The sequence below is a fragment of the Limimaricola sp. AA108-03 genome, assembly GCF_050847355.1.
Taxonomy (GTDB): domain Bacteria; phylum Pseudomonadota; class Alphaproteobacteria; order Rhodobacterales; family Rhodobacteraceae; genus Limimaricola.
The window spans coordinates 2,690,492-2,713,450 of sequence record NZ_CP193755.1 but is presented as its reverse complement, the minus strand read 5'-3'; the positions used below and the strand labels follow the sequence as shown (position 1 = coordinate 2,713,450).

At 70.4% G+C, this 22,959-nt stretch carries 17 protein-coding genes; 9 read left to right on the top strand and 8 right to left on the bottom strand.

The window, feature by feature from the left end; all coding sequences use genetic code 11:
• Positions 1-53 precede the first annotated feature (53 nt).
• The 4 genes from mgrA to ACRAQ3_RS13240 all read left to right on the top strand — a co-directional run bounded on the left by mgrA (position 54) and on the right by ACRAQ3_RS13240 (position 3,065).
• Positions 54-1,088, top strand: a complete 1,035-nt coding sequence (mgrA, locus tag ACRAQ3_RS13255; protein ID WP_432254945.1) for an L-glyceraldehyde 3-phosphate reductase — start codon at positions 54-56, stop codon at positions 1,086-1,088.
• 124 nt (positions 1,089-1,212) lie between these two features.
• Positions 1,213-1,668, top strand: a complete 456-nt coding sequence (locus ACRAQ3_RS13250) for an A24 family peptidase (protein WP_432254944.1) — start codon at positions 1,213-1,215, stop codon at positions 1,666-1,668.
• Between the two features lie 117 nt (positions 1,669-1,785).
• On the top strand, positions 1,786-2,364 hold the full coding sequence (locus ACRAQ3_RS13245) for a nitroreductase family protein (protein WP_432254943.1): 579 nt from the start codon (positions 1,786-1,788) through the stop codon (positions 2,362-2,364).
• Positions 2,361-3,065 (top strand): EI24 domain-containing protein, encoded by a 705-nt coding sequence (locus ACRAQ3_RS13240; RefSeq protein WP_269395749.1) that lies wholly within the window; start codon positions 2,361-2,363, stop codon positions 3,063-3,065. The genes ACRAQ3_RS13245 and ACRAQ3_RS13240 overlap by 4 nt, the downstream gene beginning before the upstream one ends.
• Here ACRAQ3_RS13240 and ACRAQ3_RS13235 read toward each other — a convergent pair.
• Complete coding sequence (locus ACRAQ3_RS13235; protein ID WP_370160086.1) at positions 3,055-3,348, bottom strand: DUF1467 family protein; 294 nt, start codon at positions 3,346-3,348, stop codon at positions 3,055-3,057. The two genes, ACRAQ3_RS13240 and ACRAQ3_RS13235, sit on opposite strands and share 11 nt — an antisense overlap.
• Positions 3,349-3,421: 73 nt before the next feature.
• A complete protein-coding gene (gene mce / locus ACRAQ3_RS13230; RefSeq protein ID WP_432254942.1) occupies positions 3,422-3,826 on the bottom strand; it encodes a methylmalonyl-CoA epimerase in 405 nt (134 codons plus the stop codon).
• A 152-nt stretch (positions 3,827-3,978) separates the two neighbouring features.
• On the opposite strand from mce, the gene ACRAQ3_RS13225 reads away from it, so the two are divergent.
• On the top strand, positions 3,979-4,698 hold the full coding sequence (locus ACRAQ3_RS13225; protein WP_432254941.1) for a response regulator: 720 nt from the start codon (positions 3,979-3,981) through the stop codon (positions 4,696-4,698).
• A gap of 13 nt (positions 4,699-4,711) precedes the next feature.
• Here the strand turns inward: ACRAQ3_RS13225 and ACRAQ3_RS13220 are convergent, their stop codons facing one another.
• From ACRAQ3_RS13220 to truA, 5 genes are all read right to left on the bottom strand, one after another.
• Positions 4,712-5,908, bottom strand: a complete 1,197-nt coding sequence (locus tag ACRAQ3_RS13220) for a DUF1501 domain-containing protein (protein WP_432254940.1) — start codon at positions 5,906-5,908, stop codon at positions 4,712-4,714.
• A 4-nt stretch (positions 5,909-5,912) separates the two neighbouring features.
• Complete coding sequence (locus ACRAQ3_RS13215; protein WP_432254939.1) at positions 5,913-7,289, bottom strand: DUF1800 domain-containing protein; 1,377 nt, start codon at positions 7,287-7,289, stop codon at positions 5,913-5,915.
• An 89-nt stretch (positions 7,290-7,378) separates the two neighbouring features.
• Positions 7,379-12,955: a translocation/assembly module TamB domain-containing protein gene (locus ACRAQ3_RS13210; RefSeq protein ID WP_432254938.1), complete on the bottom strand. Its 5,577-nt coding sequence runs from the start codon at positions 12,953-12,955 to the stop codon at positions 7,379-7,381.
• Complete coding sequence (locus ACRAQ3_RS13205) at positions 12,952-14,781, bottom strand: autotransporter assembly complex protein TamA (RefSeq protein WP_432254937.1); 1,830 nt, start codon at positions 14,779-14,781, stop codon at positions 12,952-12,954. Before ACRAQ3_RS13205 ends, ACRAQ3_RS13210 begins: the two co-directional genes overlap by 4 nt.
• Positions 14,782-14,895: 114 nt before the next feature.
• Positions 14,896-15,669 carry a tRNA pseudouridine(38-40) synthase TruA gene (gene truA / locus ACRAQ3_RS13200; RefSeq protein ID WP_432254936.1) on the bottom strand — a complete coding sequence of 258 codons (774 nt, stop codon included), beginning with the start codon at positions 15,667-15,669 and terminating at the stop codon, positions 14,896-14,898.
• A gap of 161 nt (positions 15,670-15,830) precedes the next feature.
• Between truA and ACRAQ3_RS13195 the strand changes: the two genes are divergently transcribed.
• Entirely contained in the window at positions 15,831-17,249 is a 1,419-nt protein-coding gene (locus ACRAQ3_RS13195) for a YcjX family protein (RefSeq protein ID WP_432254935.1), read from the top strand.
• Between the two features lie 10 nt (positions 17,250-17,259).
• A complete protein-coding gene (locus tag ACRAQ3_RS13190) occupies positions 17,260-18,270 on the top strand; it encodes a YcjF family protein (protein WP_432254934.1) in 1,011 nt (336 codons plus the stop codon).
• A gap of 155 nt (positions 18,271-18,425) precedes the next feature.
• Here ACRAQ3_RS13190 and ACRAQ3_RS13185 read toward each other — a convergent pair whose 3' ends face one another.
• Entirely contained in the window at positions 18,426-18,827 is a 402-nt protein-coding gene (locus tag ACRAQ3_RS13185; protein ID WP_269395760.1) for a group III truncated hemoglobin, read from the bottom strand.
• Between the two features lie 244 nt (positions 18,828-19,071).
• Between ACRAQ3_RS13185 and ileS the strand changes: the two genes are divergently transcribed.
• Together ileS and ACRAQ3_RS13175 are read left to right on the top strand one after the other, a co-directional pair.
• A complete protein-coding gene (gene ileS / locus ACRAQ3_RS13180) occupies positions 19,072-21,993 on the top strand; it encodes an isoleucine--tRNA ligase (protein WP_432254933.1) in 2,922 nt (973 codons plus the stop codon).
• A gap of 118 nt (positions 21,994-22,111) precedes the next feature.
• Positions 22,112-22,948: an EamA family transporter gene (locus ACRAQ3_RS13175; protein WP_432254932.1), complete on the top strand. Its 837-nt coding sequence runs from the start codon at positions 22,112-22,114 to the stop codon at positions 22,946-22,948.
• The last annotated feature ends 11 nt before the right edge of the window (positions 22,949-22,959 follow it).

Here is a 22,959-nt window from a genome sequence, read left to right as displayed (position 1 = left end):
CCGCCGCGACGCCCGGACCCGGACAGGGCCCCGGCCAAGAGGAGATCCACGAGATGAGCTATACCCCGAGCCCCGACCGCTACGAGCGGATGGTCTATCGCCGCTGTGGCCGGTCCGGCCTGAAGCTGCCCGCCGTCAGCCTCGGGCTGTGGCACAATTTCGGCGACGACACTCCGCACCAGACCAAGCGTGAGATCTGCCGCACGGCCTTCGACCACGGCATCACGCATTTCGACCTTGCCAACAATTACGGCCCCGAACCGGGCGCCGCCGAGAGCGCCTTCGGAGAGATCCTGAAGACCGATTTCGCCGGTTATCGCGACGAGATGATCATTTCGTCGAAAGCCGGTTATCACATGTGGGACGGCCCCTATGGCGAGTGGGGCAGCCGCAAGTACCTGATCGCGTCCTGCGACCAGTCGCTCAAGCGGATGGGACTCGATTACGTCGACATCTTCTATTCGCACCGCTTCGATCCCGAGACGCCGCTCGAAGAGACCATGGGCGCGCTCGATCACATCGTGCGGTCGGGCCGCGCGCTCTATGTCGGGATCTCGAGTTACAACTCCGAGCGCACCCGCGAAGCGGCGGCGATCCTGAAGGATCTCGGCACGCCCTGCGTGATCCACCAGCCGAGCTACAACATGCTCAATCGCTGGGTCGAGCATGACGGGCTCAAGGACACGTTGAAGGAACTCGGCATCGGCTCGATCGCCTTCACGCCGCTGGCGCAGGGCATGCTGACCAAGAAGTATCTCGGCGGCATCCCCGAGGACAGCCGCGCCGCGCAGGACAAGTCGCTGTTCCCGTCGATGCTCAGCGAGAAGGCGATCGGCAACATCCGCAAGCTCAACGAGATCGCCGAGGCGCGTGGACAGACGCTGGCACAGATGGCGATCGCATGGGTGCTGCGCGAGGGCGGTATCACCACGGCGTTGATCGGCGCCTCGAAGCCGAGCCAGGTGATCGACTGCGCCGGCGCGGTCGGCAATCTCGACTTCACCGCCGACGAACTGGCGAAGATCGACGAATATGCCGACGAGGAGCAGATCAACCTCTGGGCCCGCTCCGCCGAGATCGAAGGCTGAGGCGAGACCGGCGGGGCGCGTTGCCACGAACGCGCCCCGCTTTGGCCCATGAATCCCCACTCCGGCCGGGCAGGGTGGCTTTCGGAGCCGCGCATCGGGCGCGGACCGAGCCGGAGACGAGCCGATGCAGGACCTGCCGCTGATACTTGCCGCGCCGCTGATGGCCGCGATGATCTGGACCGACCTGCGACACATGCGGATCCCCAACATGCTGGTGGGCGCGGTGGCGCTGCTCGGGATCGGCTGCGCGATCCTCGGGCTGATGCCGGATCTCGGGATGCGGCTGATCGCCGGGGGCGCGGTCTTCGTCGCGGGGCTCGGGCTCTTTGCCATCGGCACCATGGGCGGCGGCGACGTGAAGATGCTGGCGGTGCTGGTCCCCCTGATCCCGCCCGAGGCGTTGCCCAGCTTCGCGGTGCTTCTCTCGGCCACGATGCTGGCCGGAGTGCTGCTGCTGACCGGGGCGCGCCGCGTCGCGGGCGGGCCGGAATCCGCATGGGTCAGCCTGCGCGCCACGGGCCGCTATCCGCTCGGTCTTTCGATCGCCACGGCGGCGATGATCCTGCCGCTGGCGATCTGACCGGGGCACGCGGTCCCGCCTGAGCGGGCCAAGGCATCGCTTGGCATCCCGGGCGGCACCTTTTCCCCGGCGGCGATCTGCGGCAGGAAGGGCGCGACCAAGCCTTCCGGAGACGACATGCCCGATCCCAACCCGCAGGCGCTCGATTTCCTGCTGAAGCGCCGCTCCCGCCCCGCCAAGACGCTGACCGCGCCCGTGCCCTCGCGCGAGGAGCTGCTGCCGTTGCTCACCGCCGCGCTGCGGGTTCCGGATCACGGCAAGCTCGAACCATGGCGGCTCGTCGTGCTGGAAAAGCCGGCGCTGGCAGGGCTGGCGGCACGCGTGCCCGCCCGCGCCGAGGCGCTGGGCATCGATGAGGGCAAGCGCGACAAGGCGGTGGCGCAGTTTCGCGACGCCGATCTCGCGGTCGCGGTGATCTCCGCCCCGAAGGAAAGCGACAAGGTGCCCCGGATCGAACAGGTCCAATCGGCCGCCTGCGTCTGCCTGTCGCTCCTGAACGCGGCGCTGGCGGCGGGCTGGGGCGCGAACTGGCTCACGGGCTGGCCCAGCCACGACCCGGAATTCTGCCGCGAGGGGCTGGGGCTGGCCGAGGGCGAGAGCGTCGCGGGCCTGATCCATATCGGCACCGAGACCGTGGCGGTGCCGGAGCGGCCGCGCCCCGACGTGATGGCGCTGACGGAGTGGCGCTCGGCATGATCCTGACGGATTTCATGCGCGCCTTGGCGCAGATGTTCGACCCGCGCTTCCGCCGGGTGCTCTGGCTCGGCATCGGCCTGTCGGCGGGGCTTCTAGTCGCGCTCTATGCCGGGCTTCTGGCGCTGGTCGGGCTGTTCGCGCCCGACAGCGTGACGCTGCCTCTGATCGGCGAGGTGGCGTGGATCGACGACGCGCTGGGCTGGGGCTCGCTGTTGCTGATGCTCGGCCTTTCGGTGTTCCTGATGCTACCCGTGGCCTCGATGATGAGCGGCTTCTTCCTCGAAGAAGTGGCCGGTGCGGTCGAGGCCCGGCACTATCCCGGCCTGCCGCCCGCCCGCACGATCCCGCTGGCGGACCAGATCCGCGACACCTTTGCCTTCCTCGCGGTGCTGGTGCTCGTGAACGTCGCGGCGTTCGCGGTGAGCCTCGCCTTTCCGCCCGCCGCGCCCTTCCTGTTCTACGGGGTCAATGGCTGGCTGCTGGGGCGCGAGTATTTCCAGGTCGCGGCGATGCGGCGCGAGGGCCGGGCGGGGGCGCATGCCATGCGCCGGCGCCATCCGCTGCGGATCTGGGGCGCGGGCTGCCTGATGGCGGTGCCGCTGACGGTGCCGGTGGTGAACCTGCTGGTGCCGGTGCTGGGCGCGGCCACCTTCACGCATCTCTATCACCGGCTGGCGCGGCGGCGGCCCGCTACTCGCTGACCAGCGGGCCGTTGGCCGGGGCCATGCGGCCGAACACGTCGATGTCGCGCACCGTGACGCCGCCCCACAGGATGAAGGCCGAGAGCGCGGCCCAGATCGGCACCGCCCAGAGCGTGGTGATCTTCGCCTTGCGGCCCAGCCGGAAATCGGCCGGGGCCGAGGCATGGGTGCCGGGCACCGTCTCGCCCGCATCGCCTTGGGTGACGAGCCGCAGCGGCAGCACGATGAAGAACACCATGAACCATGTCACGGCGAAGAGCACGAAGGCGGCGGTGATGGTCATGGCATCTCCACGGGGGCAACCCCCCTGTTGTTTTTCATCTCGGGTCGTGCGGGCCGTCGGCCCCGCCTCTCGGTCAGACCTGTTCGATCTCGATCAGGCAGCCGTCGAAATCCTTGGGGTGCAGGAACAGCACCGGCTTGCCATGGGCACCGGTCTTGGGATTGCCGTCGCCCAGCACTCGCGCGCCTTCGGCCACGAGCCGGTCGCGCGCCGCGTGAATGTCCTCCACCTCGTAGCAGACATGGTGCATGCCGCCCGAGGGGCTCTTTTCGAGAAACCCCGTGATGGGCGAGGCCTCGCCCAGCGGCTCCATCAGCTCGATCTTGCTGTTGGGCAGTTCCACGAAGACCACGCGGACGCCATGCTCCGGCAGCGCCTGCGGGGCGCTGACCTGCGCACCGAGCGACCGGGCATAGCGGTCGCGCGCGGCGGCGAGGTCGGGCACGGCGATGGCGACATGGTTGAGGCGACCGATCATCGGAAAGCTCCTGCTGGCATGGGGGCGATATGGCGGCTCGGACCCGGTGGCGCAACCGCGCGGATCGTCGCGGCTTAAGACGGGATTCACCCTGTCCGGCGAGACTGCCCGAAGCAAGGGTCCTTCGGGCCCGACCCCAAAGGGAGCCCAGCATGCCGGTCAACATCACCTTTCCCGGCGCGCGCGCGCCCACCGCGGACAGGCCGCTGCTCGGGCTGACCGTGCTGCTGGTCGAGGACAGCCGCTTCGCCTGCGAGGCGATGCGCCTCTTGTGCCTGCGCTCCGGCGCCCGGATCCGCCGCGCCGACAGCCTGCACAACGCCCGCCGCCACCTGCGGGGCTACCGCCCCGACGCGGTGATCGTCGATCTCGGCCTGCCGGACGGCTCGGGGATCGAGTTGATCCTCGAACTGGCGCAGGCCACCCCGCGGATCGACATGCTGCTGGCCACCTCCGGCGATCCGGATGGCGAAGCGCCGGCGCGCGCGGCCGGGGCGGACGGCTTTCTCCCCAAACCGATCGGCCGACTGGGCGAGTTCCAGCAGGCGCTGCTCGCGCATGTGCCGCCCGATCGCCGCCCCGGGGGACTTGGGTGCCTTCCGGTCGGGGAGGAGATCCGTCCCGATCCGGTGGCGTTCCGCGACGATCTGGCGCTGGCGGCCCAGCTGATGCGGCACGGCCGCGCGGACGAGCGGGTCATGGCCTATCTGGCGCAGTTCCTCGCCGGAGTGGCGAAGGCCGCCGGCGATACGAAGCTCTGCGCGGCGGCCGAGGCGCTGTCCGTCGCGCGGCAGGGGGGCGTGGCGGGCCCGGCCTTCGACCGGCTGGCGGCGCTGGTCGAAGATCGGCTCGCGGCGCCGGCGGCGCTTTGAGCCGTGCCGCCACTCAGGCGAACAGTCCGGGATCGGCGCCGAGTTCGAGCCCCGGGAACACCGATCCCTCGATCACCGACCGGTCGAGGCCGAACAGGCCGCGCATCACCCAGCCCGCATGGGCGCGCAAGTCGCGCGTCGGCATCAGGTCGCGCCGGTCGTAGAGCGCGGCCTCGGACAGGCCGGGCCAGTCGCCCAGCACCCGCCCGCCGCGCAGCGCGCCGCCGGCATAGAGCATCGCGCCGCCGGTGCCGTGATCGGTGCCCTTCGTGCCGTTCTCGCGCGCGGTGCGGCCGAACTCGGTCACGCAGAGCACCGCGGTCTTTTCCCATGCAGGGCCCAGCCCCGCCTCCAGCGTCAACAGCGTATCGGCGAGCCGCCCCAGCGCCCGGCTTAGCCCGACCGACTGCCGTTCATGGGTGTCCCACCCGGTGAGCGAGAAGCTGGCGATCCGGCTGTCTCCCCGAAGCCGCGAGGCCGCGAACTCGGCCAGCCGCACATGGTCGCCGCGCAGCGCCTCGTCGCCGTTGTCACCCATCTCAGCGGCCTGACCGGTCTCTTCGGCGGCGAGGCTGTCGACGATGTCCATCGCCTCGGCCACGGCGTCGCGGAACAGCGGATCCTCGTGCGTCACAAGCTCCAGCAGCCGGCGCCCCTGCGGGGTCAGCTCCAGCCGCGCCTCGGGCGACCAGCGGGTCGTCGCGGCGCGGCCCGACAGGATCAGCATCTCCTCGCGGCCGATCGCATAGGCGGTTTCGGCGGAAAGGCCCGGAATGGTCTGCAGCATCCGGTTGAGCCAGCCATCGGCCCCCGCCTGTCCCGGCGTCCCGGCTTCGAGCAGGTCCTGCCCGTCGAAATGGCTGCGCTTGTCGCGATAGGGTGTCGAGACGGCATGGACGGCGCCGAACTCGCCGCGTTTCCACATCGGGGCCAGCCGGTCGAGCGCCGGATGCAGTGCGTAGAACCCCGCATCGATGGCGCCGGGATCGGCTTGGACCGCCAGCGTCGGGCGCAGCGCCGCGAGGGCGGGATCGCCCACGGGGCGCACCACGTCGAGCCCGTCCATCGCCCCGCGCAGCACGATCACGACGAGCCGGTTCTCCCACGGCGCGCTGGCGAAGGCCATCGGCGTCAGCAGCGGGCTCGCCGCGGCGGAGCATCCCAGCGCGAGGCCGCCGCGCAGCACGGAGCGTCTGTCGATCCCGGTCATGCCGTCATCTCCTCTGGAAGGCGGGGCTGGACAGCACCACCCCGATCGCCTCGGCGCGGCTTTCGGCGGCCCGGGCCGCGAAGACCAGCGCCTCCGGCGCGTCGGTACCCACGGCGACCCGCACGAAGGCGCGCGGGTCGGGCAGGTCGTCGAGCAGCACCGATGGCGTGTTCATCGCCCAGTCGATCCGCGCGGCCATGCCATGCGGGGTGATCCAGGCCTCGGCGGCCTCGGGCCAGCCATCGGGGCCGGGCGGCCGTTCCCAAGGCTGCCCCATCCGCATCAAGGGCTGGTACAGCTGCCGCCTGAGATCGGGCGTGCCAAGCCCCGCGATCGCCTGCGGGGCCACGCCGAGCGCCCGCAGCGCGCTCTGCACGAAACCGTAAGGCTGCTTGATCTTGCGCGGCTCCGGCGACCAGGCGGCGGGGTGTTCCAGAAGCGTCGCGGTGACCGCGAGAAGGTCGCCACGACTGTCGCGCCAGACCGTTTCGAGCGTGGCCACAAGCGCCTCGTCGGGATCATCAGCCACGAAATGCACCGCGATCTTGCGCGCCATGTGACGGGCGGTGGCGGGGTGACGCGCCAGCATCCTGAGCGCCTCGCGGATCGTGTCGAAGCTGGCGCGGTCGGAAAAGGTCATGCCAAGCACGGTCTCGGCGCCCGGCTCGGCCCGGTCCGGACGGTATTCCAGGCCGCGCGCGGGGCTCCAGCTCAGCCCGGTGAGCAGCTCGGCCAGCTCGCGCACGTCGGTCTGGTCATAGGGACCGTCCACACCCAACGTGTGCAGTTCCAGAAGCTCGCGCGCGAGATTCTCGTTCAGCCCACCGCCGCGGCGCCCGGCGCGGCTGTTCGGCCCGGTCGATCGCGCCTGATCCAGATAGGCGAGCATCGCCGGGTGAGTGACGACGGCGATCAGCAGCTCCTCGAAGGGGGCGGCGACGCGCGGCCGGATCGCCTCCTCGACATAGGGGGTGATCAGGTGACGCCAGGCCTGCACTGGTGCCCGCGTGGTGAAGTGATCGGCCCAGAACCGCACCAGACGCTCATGCAGCCCGCCTTCCGGCGCCGCGACGCCACGGGCAAGACTGGTCGCGAAATTGCGCCAGCCAAGCGCGCTCGCCGCGGCGCTCAGCTTGTTCTGCGCATCGCGCGCGGCCTTCTCCTGCGCGCTGCCACGGGCCGCGCGCTTGGCACGGCCGGCCTCGTACCATTCGACCAGGGTCGGTCGCGCCTCGCCGAAGGGGGGGATCGGAAACTGTCGGGCGATCTCGTCACGCCCGCTCAGCGGTCGCAGCATTGCCGCGACGCTCTCGGGGGGCGGCTGCACCGGCGACAGGCCGGTGCCGAAGCGGATGGCGGCACGAAGCGGGTCGAAGGGCACGGGCGAATCCTTCTCGGTATCTGCCGATCATATAGGCAGGCGCCGCTCCGGGCGTGAGCCCCGCCGCGCACGCGCGGCGGGAATCCGCCTCAGTAGTCGCGTTCGAAGAAGATCCCGAGCGAGGTCTCTCCATCGCTGCTGACGCGGCCCTGCGCCGTGATGTCGTCGGTCACGTCGAGGTTGAGGTTGATCGAGGTCTGGTCGGTGCCGACGGTGACGTCGGTATAGACGTTCTCGGAAAGGTACTTGCCGGCGCGTACGGCGGCGTTGCCCTCGTCGTCGGTTGTGATGTCGAGATCGTCGAGGCCGGTATCGGCCCGGAAATCATCGATCAGTCCGCCGCCGCCGGTGCCCGCCAGCGTGCCCACCGCCGCCGCGAGCTGCACCGCCTGCAGCGGCGAAAGCGAGGTGATGTCGCGCCCGAAGATGAGCTGGGCCAGCACCTCGTCCTGCGGCAGGTCGGGCGTCGATTCGAACCGCACCCCGGGCTCGCTCGCCGGACCTTCGATGATGATCCGCACCTGCGTGCCGGTCGCGGCCTCGGTGGTGGCCACCAGCCGGATGAAGGGGCTGAAATCGCCTTGCAGATAGGCACCGCCCTCGTCGAGCTCGAAGCGCTGCTGCAGGATGTCGAGCCGGCCGCGGATCAGTTCGAACTCGCCCACGGGGATCACCTGGTTGGTGGTGCCGCTGATCTCCAGCTCGCCACCCAGCTCGGCGTCGAGGCCACGGCCGCGGATGAAGATGCGCGACGGCGCGCTGATGGTCACGTCGAGCCCGTAACCCGGGCCGGAGGGTCCATCGGCCTCGGCCGCGCTTTCGCCGATATCGACCCCGGCGATGCTCAGCCCGGCCCGCGCCAGCGTGCGCTGCACCTCCTGCGGCGCGTTGACGTGACGCACCTCCGGCAGGTCGCCCAGAGCGCCGATGCCGGAAGACGGCACCTGGATCTCGGTCTGGCCCAAGGCGACCAGCCCGGAGATCAGCGCCCCGCCGGCCAAGGGGCCGGTGACGCTCAACCGTCCGTCGGCGGTGGTCTGGTAGAGCTCGGGGTCGCGCAGCTCCAGATCGTCGAGCGTGATGACCAGATCGGCGTCGAAGCCGCCGGTCAGCGCCACGGGACCGGAGACGCCGATCCGGCCGCCCTTTTCCAGCGCCGCGGCGAGCGACAGCTCCGCCCGATCGCCCGAGAGGCGGATGGTGGTGTCGATGTCCTGCACCGTGAGGCCGACGGTCGGCACCGCGAGCTCGGCACCGGCGGTAGAGATGGTGCCGGTCACCGATGAAAGGGCCGGGGGCCCCTCGACCGAGAGATCGAAGCGGGCGGTGCCGTCGAGACGGCGCGGCTCGATCAGATCGTTGACGAGGCCGAGCTGCGCCTCGCCGGTCACGTCGAGATCGAGCGTGCCGTTAGAGAGGTAGCGCCCCGAGACATCCGCCGAGGTGCCGCCCGGCCCGGTGGCAGAGACGTCCAGATCGAGATCGCCTGTCGCGTTGCGCGCGGCGGTGCCCGAGGCCGTGACGGGCCCCGAGAAATCGGGGGTGAACAGGCCGATATCGTTCAGCCGCGCCTCGAAGCTGGCGCTTTGATTGCTGCCCGAGCCGGTGGCATCGGCCTGCACCGAAAAGGCCGGGAAGCGGATGTCGAGATCCTGCACCGCGATCTCGCCCGGGGCGTCGCGGCTCAGCCGGGCATCGATCGAACCGGTGCCGTCTAGCAGGCGAGAGGCCGCCTCGACGCCGATGTCGAGATTGGCGGCCTGACCGTCGATGGTGACGTCGAAGGCGGAGAGATCCGGCATCACGCTGCCCGCGGCGTCGAGATCGACGCTGCCGCCCAGGGGGCGTCCCGCGAGCTGCGAGAAGGGCGCGAGTGACGCGATCTCGGTCGCGGCGCTGAAGGTGATCCGGCGGCCCTGCGCCTCCGGCGCGACGCGGCCCGTGGCGGCGATGTCGGTGCCTTGGGCGCGGCCGGTCACGTCGAAGTCGATGCCGCCCGCGGCGTCGCCCGAAGCATTGGCCGAGAGGGTGGCGGGACCCGACAGCCCCGGCGTGAAGGGCGCGATCTCGGTCAGCTCGATATCGACATCGCCGGTGGGCAGCCCGTCGGTCACGGTGGCCTCGCCCATGGCGCGGATCTGCGGGTTCACAAGCGTGAAGCGGGGCAGGGCGAAGTCCTGCGGGCCGGAGCGGATCACCTGCGCGTCGAGCACCGTCTCGCCCGCGAGCAGCGGGTCGAGCTGGCCGATGCCGGTGGTCACGTCCGAGGTCGTGCCGTCGAGCGTCACGTCGAAGCGTGACAGGTCGGCGCTCGCGGTGCCGTTGGCCCTCAGATCGACCGCGCCCGAGAGGGGGCGGCCCGCCAGCGTGCCGACGGGCGCGAGGTCGTCGATGTCGATGTCGAGGTCGAAATCGCCCGCGCCGTTCTCGATCGTGGCAGAGCCCGTGACGTTGAGGCCCTCGGAGGCGACGCGCAGGTTCTCGACCAGCAGGTCCTCGGGGCCGGTACGCACCGCGTGGCCCGAGAGCGTCAGCTCGCCGCCGAACAGCTCGTCCGCCTCTGCCGTGCCGGTCGAGAGATTGGTGGCGCGGCCATCGAGGGTCACGTCGAAGGTCGAGGCGTCGAGCGCGGCGGAGCCCTGCGCGCTGAGCTGCGCCTCGCCCGCGAGCGGGCGGTCCACGGCCTCGCCCACGGCGGAGAGATCGCGCGCGTCGAGGTCGAGGTCGAACTCGGCCAGTCCCTCGACCACCTCGGCGCGGCCCGTCGCGGCAACGGCGGGGCCGTCGAGCTTCAGATCCTCGACCGAGAAGCTTTCCGGCCCGGTGCGGGTGGCCCGGCCCGAAAGCGCGACGCGACCCCGCAGCAGCGGGTCGGCTTGGGCGATGCCGGTGACGAGGTCGGTGGTCACGGCGTCGAGCGTGAGGTCGGCGGCGGAGCCGTCGGTCTCGGCCGTGCCGGCCGCATAGAGCCGCGCGGCGCCGGAGATCGGCCGGTCGAGCGCTTCGCCAAGCGGCGAAAGGTCAGAGGCCTCGGCCTCGATGTCGAATGTCGCGGTGGTCCCGTCGAGGGCTGCGTCGCCACTGGCGCGAACCCAGGGGGCCGAAAGCACGAGATCCTCGACCGAGAAGGCCATCTCGCCGCTGCGGACCGCATGGCCGGCGATCTCGACCCGGCCCCGCAGCAGCGGGTCGGCCTGCGCGATGCCGGTGACGAGATCGGTGGCGCTGGCGTCGAGCGTGATGTCGGCCTCGGAGAGATCGGTCTGCATCGAGCCCGCCGCCGAGATGTCGATCGCGCCCGAGAGCGGCATCGCGACCGCCTCGCCCACCGGGCCGAGATCGGATGCGGCCGCGTCGATGTCGAAGGTCGCGGTGCCGCCGTTCAGCTCGGCGCGCCCCGTGGCCCGGAGGCTCTGCGAGGTCATGTCGAGATTCTCGACGCGGAAGCTCTCGGGGCCCGAGCGCAGGGCGCGGCCCGACAGAGTCGCCTGTCCCCGCAGCAGCGGGTCGGCCTGGGCGACGCCGGTGACGAGATCGGTGGTCTCGGCGTCGATCACGAGGTCGAAGGTCGAGGCGTCGGGCGCGAGCGTGCCCTCGGCCGAGAAGACCGCCGCACCAGAGAGATCGCGGCCCGCGATCGAAGAGAAGGGCGCGATGTCGCGCAGGTCGGCGGTCATGTCGAGCGTGACCTGCTCGCCTTCCTCCTCGGGGGCCTGTGTGGCGTCGATCACGGCACGGCCATTGGGCAGTTCGGCCACCACGTCGGCGCGGGTCACGCCGGCCGCATCGCGTGAGGCGGTGCCGGTGAGGGTCGCGGGGCCCTCGACCCCGTCGAGCGCGAGGCCCGCATCCTCGACCGAGATGTCGAAGCGGGCCTCGGAGGCGCCGGAGGTGATGTCGGCCTCGGCGGTGGCGGTCAGCCCAGGCGTGGTGATCGCCAGGTTCTCGACCCGGGTGCCGGTCTCGTCCCGCGCGGCCCGGAGCGCGATCTCGCCTGCGCCGCCGATATAGGGGTCGAGCGGTTCGATCCCGAGCGCGAGATCCTGCGTGGTCCCCGACAGGGTCACGTCGAAGATCCCGTCGAGCGGGCGGATCGTGCTGTCAATGTCGAGATCGGCGGCTCCTGCGAGATCGAGGCCGGTGAGGCCCGAGAACCGCTCCAGCCGCTCGGCGGCAAGCTCCACCGTCGAGCTGGTTTCGAAGCCGTTTTCGGAGCCGGCGACGGTGCCGGTGGCGTCGAGCGCGATGCCCGGCCCGTCCAGCGTGACGCGGTCGATGGTAACCGGGCCTTCGCCGTCGCGTTCGAGCACGATTTCGCCCGCGATCTGCTCACCCAGCGCCTCCGCGAGGTCCTCGTCGTCGAATTGCAGCCCGCGCGCGGTGTAATCGATATCGGCGGTGAACAGGCTCGGCGCGACGTCGCTTTCGCGCACGATCACGCCGCCGCCCTGCACGGTGAATTGCGGGATCGTCAGCCTGGGACGCGCGAAATCGCGGGCGGTCAGGTCGATCACCCATTGATCGCCGATGCTGGCGTCGAATTGCAACGCCAGATCGGCGCCGCCGATCCGGGTTTCGCCACCGGCCACGGGCAGGACGACCGGGCCGCCATCCTCGCCGCCGATGCTGCCGTTGAGATCGAAGCTCTCCGGCCAGCCATCGGCGCCGATCCGGGCCGAGCCGTCGAGCGTGAGCGCCTGCGCCTCGATCGAAAGCCGCGACAGCGCCAGCGCGCCGTCGGCGCCGCGCGATCCGGTGACGGCGAGCCCGACATCGGGGCCGAAGAACTCGGCATAGTCGGGCGCGATCAGCGGCGTCACGTCGCCATCCACGTCGAGCGAGAAAGCCAGCGGCGCGGTGCCACCCTCGGGCGCTTCGCCCCGGTCGAGCGCGAAATCGCCGCTGATCCGCGGTTGCCCGTCGGTGGCCAGCGAGATCGCCGCGTCGAAATCGTCGATCGGCCCCGCGCCCTCGACCCTGAGCGCCACAGAGGGGCGGCCGGGCAGGTCGAGCGCCCGCGCGGCGATGCCGTTCTCGGCCTCTTCCAGCGCCAGCGTCAGGTCCAGGAGGCGGCTGTCGTTGGAATAGCTGCCCGAGAGTTCGAAGCGGCCGGTCTTCTCGCCCAGCCGCTCGGCGGTGAGTTGCGCCTCGCCTTCGCCGCCCGCAAGCTGCGCCGAGCCCTGCACGGTGAGCGCGACCTCCTCGTCGAGAAACGCCTCGCCCAGCACCAGCCGGTCGATCGAGAGCTCGTCGAGCCGGATCGAGACCGGCAGTTCGGGCAGGGAGAAGGGCGTGGCCTCGGCCGCGGGGGCCTCTTCGGCACCGGCCACCGGCGGCCGGGTCAGTTCGATCAGCTCGGCCGAAAGCTCCTCGACCTCGAGCCTGCCGCGCAGCAGCGCCGAGCGATTCCAGTCGAGCACGAGGTTCTCGGCCCTGAGCCAGACGCCTTCCTCGTCGGCGATGGTCATCACCTCGATCGAGGCGGCGGAGCTCAGCGCGCCCTGAAAGCCGGTGATGATCACTTCGCGACCGGCGCCCGAGAGGTTGTCCTCGATCAGCCCGGTGAGAAAGCCGCGATCGCGCTCGGCCTGCTCCTCCTGCGCGGGGAGCATGGTCGGCGCGACGGTGGCGATGGTGATGGCGGCGGCGCGGGAGAGCTGTTTCAAAACGACTGTCCTATTCCGATATAGACATGGACGCTCTCATAGGCGTCGTCGCCGGTGACCGGCGTCGCGAGGTCGAGCCGTACCGGCCCGATCGGCGTGGCATAGCGAATTCCCGCCCCGGCACCGGCCTGGAAGTCGCCCTCGCCATCCGGCAGGGCATCGGCCTCGACATAGCCGATGTCGTAGAATCCCACCGCGCCGATCTTCTCGGTCACGTCGAACCGCGCCTCGAGCTGGGCGCCAGCAAAGCTCTTGCCCCCCGAGCTGACCTCGACCGGGCCGTCGCCGAAATCGCGCGTGTAGGTGACGCCGAGCGACTGGTAGTCATGGCCGCGCACGGTGCCGCCGCCGCCGGAGTAGAACAGGAAATCGGCGGGGCTGTCCTCGAGGCTCGAGAGCAGCACCGAGCCGAGCTGGCCGCGCGCGGCCAGCGTCAGCCGCTCGGTCTCGCCGAAGCTGCGATAGGCGCGCGTGTCGACATAGAGCCGGAGCCCGTCATCGCTGCCGGTCACGCCGAGAAATGGGGTGACCTCGACATCGACGAAATAGCCGTTCTGGGCATCGAGCGCGGCGTCGCGCCGATCGAGCGTCGCGTCGAGCGGCAGGGTCAGCAGCGTATAGTCGCGAACCCGCGCATCGGTTTCCTCGCGCGCGGTCAGGATGCCGATGGCGCCGGAATAGCTCAGCGTCTCGTTGACGTAGCGTGACAGGCCGATCTCGGCGCTGAACTGGTCGAGCAGGTAGTCGATCTCGTCCTCGCGCTTGAGCTCGGCCTCGGCAAAGAGATCGACATCGGCGCGGAACGTGGCGGGGCGGTTGAAACTGGCGCCAAGCCGGTAATCGGCACCGCCCGAACCGGTGACGCCGGGCACCTCGCCCTCGATGCCCGAGATCTCGCCCTCGATGCGCAGCCGCTCGGCCCCGCCCAGAAGGTTGCGATGCAGCCAGAAGGCAGAAAGGCCCAGGCCCTCGACGGTGGAGATCTCGGCGCCGAAGCCGATCCGTCGCGGCAGCGCCTCGGTCACCGTCAGCTCGAAGGGCAGGGTATTGTCCGGGCCGATCTCCTCGCTCTCGATGAAGGCCACCGAATCGAAGGCGCCGGTGCGGCGCAGCCGGGTCGCGGCGAAATCGAGATCCTCGGGATCGTAGATGCGGCCCGTCGGCAGGTCGGCGATGGCGCGGATCCGCTCCTCGCGCACATCCTCGTTGCCGGTCACGGTGAGCGCACCGAAACGCAGCCGCGGTCCCGGGGCCAGGCGCACGGCGGCGTCGAGCCGCTCGGTCGCGTGGTCGGCGACGATCTCCTGATCCGCGACCTCGGCCTTGGCGAAGCCCACCGCCTCCCATGCCTCGACCCCGGCGCGCGCGGCGGCCCGCACCGATTCGGCGCGCGCGGTCTCGCCGGTGGCAAAGCTTTCGGGCAGTTCGGTGTCGGGGGCCAGCGGCGCGATCTCGGTACGACCGAAGGTGAAGCGCGGCCCCTGGCTCACCCGGATCGCGATGTCGTCGATCCGCGCCGGCGCGTCGAGCGGCGCGAGGGCCGCCGCTTCCTCGCCATTGACGAGTATCGAGATCGTGCCGCCGAAATAGCCTTGGGAATAAAGCCCGGTCAGCAGCCGCCGGTAATCGGCCCGGGCGGCGGCGACGTAATCCTGCGGGGTCGGGTTCTCGTCATCCTTGAGCGCCACCAGCAGCGAGGAATTCTCCAGCACGCTTTCGAGCTCGTCATCGGCGACGTCGATCTCGAAACGGACATCCTGGCCCAGCGCGGCGGATGTCGACAGGGCGAGAACCGACAGGCCGGTCAACACGGCGATATGGCGCAACTTCGATGTCCTCCCGGCGAACCGCTCTTTATTCGTGGCGCGGTCTGGGCCGGGCCTTGGCCCTATTGCTATCCTATCGAGACCGGGAGGCAACAGCCCGTTCCCGGCCCATGATCAATTGTGATCGAAGGGATCCGGCTCGTATCCCACGGCGGCGAGGTAGAGCCCGTGCGGTGGACAGACCGGGCCGCAGGCGGCGCGGTCGCGCGCCTCGAGCGCCGCCGTGACGTCATCCGGGCTCCACGCGCCGGCGCCGACCCGCTCCAGCGTGCCGACGAAGCTGCGCACTTGGTTGTGCAGGAAGGAGCGGGCTTTCACGTGAAACCGGATCTCGGGGCCCGAGGGGCCCTCGATCGCCTCGATATTGAGGCGGTCCAGCGTGCGTAGCGCCGAGTTGGCCTGGCAGATCGAAGAGCGGAAGGTGGTGAAATCGTGCCGCCCGACGAGCCGGTCCGCGCCCGCCTGCATGGCTTCCGCGTCCAGCGGGTGCGGCACCTGCCAGGCGAGACCCTTGTCATGTGTCAGCGGCGCGCGGCGCGTCACGAGACGAAACAGGTATTGCCGCCACGTGGCCGAGAACCGCGCATGGAAATCCTCCGGCACCACGGCACAGGCGGTGATCGCCACCGGATCGGGCTTGAGGTGATAGTTCAGCGCCTCGGACAGGCGGAACGGGTCCCAGTCCTTCTCGAGATCGCAATGCGCGACCTGGCCCAGCCCATGCACCCCGGCATCGGTGCGCCCGGCGGCGGCGATGGTGTGCGGGCGCCGCTCCAGCTTTCCGAGCGCGGCCTCGATCGCACCCTGCACGGAGGGGTGGTCCGACTGGCGCTGCCAGCCGGAAAAGGGCGCGCCGTGATATTCGACCTTGAGTGCATAGCGTGGCATGGCGCTGCGGGTAGCCCCGGTGCCACCGCTTGGCAAGCGCGCGCAGGTCCCTTTCATCTTTCTCCAAATACGCAAATCCGTGGGTGGTGCGGGGTGCGCCTCTGTGCATTCCGGGTGGGCATGCCTATCTTCGCGGCGAATGGCGGGCAGGGAGCGGCACATTGGTCATCGGGGCGATCACGCAAGGATTCACGCGCGGCGTCGAGGGGGTGGCGGACCGGCTGGTCTCGCCATTCACCGATCCGGTGATCCGGCTCGGCGTGACCGGGCTGTCGCGGGCCGGCAAGACGGTGTTCATCACCTCGCTGGTCGCGAACCTGATGGATCGTGGCCGGATGCCGCAATTCGCCGCCGGACCGCGCATCCAGGGCGCGGTGCTGCGGCCGCAGCCCGACGACACGGTGGCGCGGTTCGACTATGAGGGGCACATGGCGCAGCTCATGGGGCCCGAGCCCAGCTGGCCCGAGGGCACGCGACGGGTGAGCGAGCTGCGGCTCAGCCTGCGGGCCCAGCAGGGCGGGCTGCTGGCGGGGGTGCAGGGACCACGGACCGTGCATCTCGACATCGTCGATTACCCGGGCGAATGGCTGCTCGATCTCGGGCTTCTCGAAAAGGACTACGCGCAATGGGCGCGCGAGGCGCTGGGCCGGGCCGAGCGGCGGGCGGCGGCGATGCCGCAGGCGGCGGCGCTGCTCGCGGCGGTGGCCGCAACGGAGGCCGAGGCGCCGTTCGAGGAGCCGCGCGCCAAGACGCTGGCTCGGGCCTTCACCGAATATCTCAACGCCGCCCGCGAGGCGGGCTATTCGGACTGCACGCCGGGGCGGTTCCTGCTGCCCGGCGATCTGGAAGGTTCGCCGGTGCTGACCTTCGCGCCGCTACCCGGCGCGCCGGGCGGCAAGGGCAGCCTGAAGCGCGAGATGGAGCGGCGATACGAGGCCTACAAGCGCGAGGTGGTGAAGCCGTTCTTCCGCGATCACTTCGCCCGGATCGACAGGCAGGTGGTGCTGGTCGACGTGCTGTCCGCGATCCATGCCGGACCGCAGGCGGTCGAGGATCTGCGCGCCGCGATGGCCGACATCCTGCGCGCCTTCCGCCCGGGCCGGAACGCGTTCCTGAGCCGCATTTTTCAGGGCCGGCGCATCGACCGCATCCTGTTCGCCGCGACCAAGGCCGATCACCTGCACCATACCGAGCATGCCAAGCTCGCGGCGATCACCGAGGCGCTGTTGCGCGACGCGCGCGACCGCGCCGATTTCGCCGGGGCCAGGACCCAGGCGATGGCGATCGCCGCGCTGAGGACCACGGTCGAGGACCGGATCAGCCATGGCGGCGAGATGATCGACGTGGTGCGCGGCAAGCTTCTGGAAACCGGGCGGCAGGCGGCCTTGCATGCGGGCGCGCTGCCGGACGATCCGTCCCAGCTTCTGGCGCCCGCGCGCGCCGGGGCTGAGCGCTGGCTCGACGGGGACTACTCGGTGATGAATTTCGGGCCGGCGCGGATGGTGCTGAAGCCCGGCGAGGGCCCGCCGCATATCCGGCTCGACCGCGCGGCGGAGTTCCTCTTGGGCGACCGGCTGTGAGGAGGCAGGCATGAGCGACCAGAAACGCCGCGGCCCGGTGATGATCGATCTCGAAGAGGAGGCGGCGCCCGAGGTGACGCCCGCCACCGCGCCCCCCGTACCCGAACCGGGGCTGTCGCAGGGCGCGGCGCTGCAACGCGCGGCGGTGATCGCGGCGCGGCCGCGCTCGGCGCTCGCGCGCTGGTTCTTCGCGGCGCTGGCCACGCTTCTGGGCTTCATGCTCTCGGTCGCGGCCTGGAACTGGGTGGCGGGGCTTCTGGCCGTGAGCCCGGTGCTGGGAATGATCGCGAGCCTGCTTCTGGCGCTGGTGCTGGCGCTGCTGCTGGCGATCGCGGCAAAGGAGTTCTGGGCGTTCCGGCGGCTGGCGCGGCTCGATCACATCCAGAGGGATGCCGGCGCGGCGCTGGGCGCGCAGGACCTGCCGCTCGCGCGATCGGTCTCGGCGCAGATGCTGTCGCTCTATGCCGGTCGCGACGAGTTGGCGCCGGGGCTGGCGCGGATCCGGGCGCGCGAGGGAGAGGTCTTCGACGCCGACGGGTTGCTGGCGCTGTCGGAAACCGAGCTTCTGGCGCCGCTCGACGCCATGGCGCTGCGCGAGGTCGAGGCGGCGGCGCGGCAGGTGGCGACGGTGACGGCGGTGGTGCCCTTGGCGCTTGCCGACGTGACCGCGGCGCTCACCGCGAATCTGCGGATGATCCGGCGCGTGGCCGAGATCTATGGCGGCCGCTCCGGCACGCTGGGCGCCTGGCGCCTGACGCGGTCGGTCTTCACCCATCTCGTGGCGACCGGCGCGGTCGCGGTGGGCGACGACCTCGTCAGCTCGGTGGCGGGCGGCGGCGTGCTGAGCCGCGTCTCGCGCCGCTTCGGCGAAGGGGTGGTGAACGGCGCGCTGACGGCGCGGGTGGGCGTCGCCGCGATCGAGGTCTGCCGGCCGCTGCCGTTCCGCGCGGCCAAGCGCCCCTCGGTCTCGGGCCTCGTGGGACGGGCGTTGACCGGGCTGTTCGGGTCGCGCGAGGGCTGACCGGCCGGGCGCAGCCTGGCTGATGACTGCATCTCGTCGTTTCGATGATCGAGCGCGCGGGCAGGGCGCCGAGCACGTCGATCCCGGTTTCGGTGTGGCCGGGAGCGCGCCTCGTGTGCCGATGCGGGTTCCCCCGCATCATTGGGGCGTGCCGCCTAGAGCAGCTTCGGAATGCCGCCCGGTAGGGTCTCGCGCTCCGTGACACCGGCGCGCAGCGTCCGGCCGATGCGATGCGCCAGCGCCGACCACGCGGCGGCGGTCTCGGGTGGAAGCTCCTCGCGCAGCGTCATGTCGAACAGCGCCAGCCACGGCGCGAACATGCCGGGCCGCACGTCGCGGGCTTCGCGATGCACCGTCACCGGGCTGCCGCGATAGCCGGGACGGCCGAGGATCGCGCTTTCCCAGAAGGTCACGATCCGCGCCTCGTGCTCGGGCCAGTCGGTGACGTGGCGCGCGAAGACCGGGCCGAGACCGGGATGGGCGCGCACGCGCTCGTAGAACCGCGCGACGACGCGCGCGATCTGTTCCGGCGTGATCTCGATGCGCGGTTCCGGCATGGCGGGCTCCTTCCGATCCCTGTCATAGACCCAAGCCCGGGCATGGGAAACCGGGGCGCGCTTTACCCGCCGCGCGGCCGCGCCTATAAGCGGCGCCATGACGGCCCTTCGCGCCCATATCACGCGAATTACCGGCCCGGCGCTCTGAGGATCAGGGCCGCCGGGACAAGGCGCATGAGCTGACGCCGCGCCGCCCTTCACCAGACATTCCGATACGACCGGACTTCGACAGGACCGAACAGCGATGTGCGCCGATACGCCCGAGAACCAGACCGACACCCCCGACTACAAGGACACCCTGAACCTGCCGCGCACCGATTTCCCGATGCGCGCGGGCCTGCCCAACCGCGAGCCGGGCTGGCTCGCCCGCTGGGAGCAGATCGGGGTCTATGACCGGCTGCGCGAGAAGGCGGAGGGCCGCAAGCCCTTCACCCTTCATGACGGCCCGCCTTACGCCAACGGCAACCTGCATATCGGCCACGCGCTCAACAAGATCCTCAAGGACATGGTGGTGCGCTCGCAGCAGATGATGGGCCGCGATGCGCGCTACATCCCCGGCTGGGACTGCCACGGCCTCCCGATCGAGTGGAAGATCGAGGAGCAGTACCGCAAGAAGGGCCAGGACAAGGACAAGGTCGACGTGATCGACTTCCGTCAGGAATGCCGGAAGTTCGCCGAGGGCTGGGTCGATATCCAGCGCGACGAGTTCAAGCGGCTCGGCGTCACCGGCAAGTGGGAGAAGCCCTATCTGACGATGGACTTCCACGCCGAGCGGGTGATCGCCGAGGAGTTCCAGAAGTTCCTGATGAACGGCGTGCTCTACCAGGGCTCCAAGCCGGTGATGTGGTCGCCGATCGAGAAGACCGCGCTGGCCGAGGCCGAGGTCGAGTACCACGACAAGGAAAGCTTCACGATCTGGGTGCGCTTCCCGGTGCTGGGCTCGGACGACCCGCTGCTTCAGGGCGCGGATGTCGTGATCTGGACCACCACGCCCTGGACCATTCCCTCGAACAAGGGCGTCGTCTACCACCCCGACATCTCCTACGGCGTCTACGAGATCACCGGCGCCCCGGAGGACAACTGGGTGAAGAAGGGCGACCGGCTGCTGCTCGCCGACAAGCTGGCCGAGGGCTGCCTGGCCAAGGCCCGCGTCGATGGCTGGGAGCGGATCGGCGACGCGCCCGCGCTCGACGGGCTGTCGGTCGCGCATCCCTTTGCCGGCATCGAGGGCGGCGAGGGAGAGTGGGACCAGCCCCGCGACTTCCGCGCCGCGCCCTTCGTCACCGACGAGGACGGCACCGGCTTCGTGCATTGCGCGCCCAGCCACGGCATGGACGAGTTCGAACTCTACCGCGATGCGGGGATGCTCGCGGAGGTCATCACCTACAACGTCGAGGAAGACGGCTCCTTCCGCGCCGACCTGCCGCTGTTCGGCGGCAAGCGCATCCTCAAGCCGAACGGCAAGGAAGGCGACGCCAACGCGGCCGTCATCGACGCGCTGGCGCAGTCGGGCAAGCTCTTCGCGCGCGGCAAGATCAAGCACTCCTACCCGCATAGCTGGCGCTCCAAGGCGCCGCTGATCTTCCGCAACACGCCGCAATGGTTCGCCGCGATCGACCGCGAGGTCGGCGACGGGCAGGACCGGTACGGCAAGACCATCCGCGAGCGGGCGCTGACCTCGATCGACGAGCTGGTGACCTGGACGCCGAAGACCGGCCGCAACCGGCTGCATTCGATGATCGAGCAGCGGCCCGATTGGGTGCTGTCGCGCCAGCGCGCCTGGGGCGTGCCGCTGACCTGCTTCGTCAAGAAGGGGGCCCGCCCCACCGATCCCGACTTCCTGCTGCGCGACGAGGGCGTCAACGCCCGTATTCTCGAGGCCTTCGAGGCCGAGGGTGCGGATGCGTGGTACCGCGACGGCGCCAAGGCGCGCTTCCTGGGCGATGCCGTGAACCCCGATGATTACGAGCAGGTCTTCGACATCCTCGACGTCTGGTTCGATTCCGGCTCCACCCACGCCTTCGTGCTGCGCGACCGCGAGGATGGCTCCGAGGACGGTCTGGCCGACCTCTACCTCGAAGGCACCGACCAGCATCGCGGCTGGTTCCATTCCTCGATGCTGCAATCCTGCGGCACCAAGGGGCGCGCGCCCTATCGCGGCGTGCTGACGCATGGCTTCACGCTCGACGAAAAGGGCATGAAGATGTCCAAGAGCTTGGGCAACACCGTCAGCCCCGCAGACGTGACCAAGCAGTACGGCGCCGACATTCTCCGGCTCTGGGTGGCGCAGTCGGACTACACCGCCGACCTGCGGATCGGGCCGGAGATCCTCAAGGGCACCGCCGACGGCTACCGCCGATTGCGCAACACCATGCGTTTCCTGCTGGGATCGCTGGCGGATTTCACCGAGGCCGACCGGGTGGAGCCCTCGGAGATGCCCGAGCTGGAGCGCTGGGTGCTGCACCGGCTCGCCGAACTCGACCAGACCGTGCGCGAGGGCTACGACGCCTACGACTTTCAGGGCGTGTTCCAGTCGGTCTTCACCTTCGCCACGGTGGAGCTCTCGGCCTTCTATTTCGACATCCGCAAGGACGCGCTCTACTGCGACGGCGACACCGCGCGGCGCCGCGCGGCGCGCACCGTGCTCGACCTGCTGTTCCACCGCCTGACGACCTGGCTCGCACCGATCCTCGTCTTCACGATGGAAGAGGTCTGGCTGGAGCGGAACCCGGGCGACGACGCCTCGGTGCATCTCACCGACATCCCCCAGACGCCGCAGGCGTGGCGCGACGAGGCGCTGGCCGAGAAATGGGCGGCGATCCGCAAGGTGCGCCGGGTGGTGACCGCGGCGCTCGAAGTGGCGCGGCGCGACAAGGTGATCGGCGCCTCGCTCGAAGCGGCGCCCGTGGTGCATGTGCGAGACGCCGAGGCGCTGGCCGCGCTCAAGAGCGTGAGCTTCGAGGATCTGTGCATCACCTCGGCGATCTATTTGACCGGCGACCCGTCGCCCGCCGAGGCGTTCCGCCTGCCCGAGGTGGAAGGCGTCGGCGTCGTGTTCGAAGCGGCCGAGGGCGAGAAGTGCCAGCGCTGCTGGAAGATCCTGCCCGATGTCGGCACGCATGCGCATCCCGGCGTCTGCGCGCGTTGCGACGCGGCGCTGGCGTGACGATCATCCGGCGCCGCTCCAGCCGCGGCGTCGGATTTGCGTATTTGAAGAACAAAGTTGCCAAGCGCGTCTCTGGTGACTTTGTTCCGCAAATACGCAATCGCGGTTTCGGCCCGCGATGAGCCTGCCGATCTTCCTCGCCGTGATGCTCGCGGCCTTCCTGCATGCGAGCTGGAACGCGATGATCAAGCTCGGGGCCTCGAAGGTGGCGGGCATGGTGATCCTGGCGCTGGTGCAGGGGCTGATGGGGCTGGCCGTGGCGCTGGTCCGGCCCTGGCCTGCCGCCGAGGTCTGGCCCTGGATCGCCGCCTCCGCCGTCTGTCATGCCACCTACAACACGTTTCTCGCCTTCGCCTACGAGCACGGCGACCTGAGCCGGGTCTACCCGATCGCGCGGGGTGCCGCGCCGATGGCGGTGCTGGTGGCGAGCGCGCTGTTCCTGTCCGACGTGATCGAGCCGATGTCGGTGGCGGGCGTGCTGGTGCTGGGCCTAGGCATCCTCGGCATGGCGCGCGGCGCGCTGGGCTCGGGCGAGAGCCGGCGACTCATTCCCTACGCGCTGGGCGCGGCGGCCGGGACCGCCGGCTACACGCTGGTCGACGGGCTGGGGGCGCGGGTCTCGGGCGACCCGGTGGCCTATGTCGGCTGGCTCTTCGTGGCGCAGGCGCTGCTGTTCCCGCCTCTGGCCTTCGCGATGCGTGGGCGGGGGCTGTTGCGCGTTTCGGCCCGCGTCTGGGGGCAGGGGGCGCTGGCGGCGGCGGCCTCTTACGGGGCCTATGCGATCGCGGTCTGGGCGATGACGCTGGCGCCGATCGCGCTGGTGAGCGCGCTGCGCGAAACCTCGATCCTCTTCGCGGTGCTGATCGGCTGGGCCGCTTTCGGCGACCGCATGGACCGGGGCAAGGCGATCTCGGCGGGGCTGATCGTCACCGGGGTGGTGCTGACCCGGCTCTAGGCGGGCCGGTG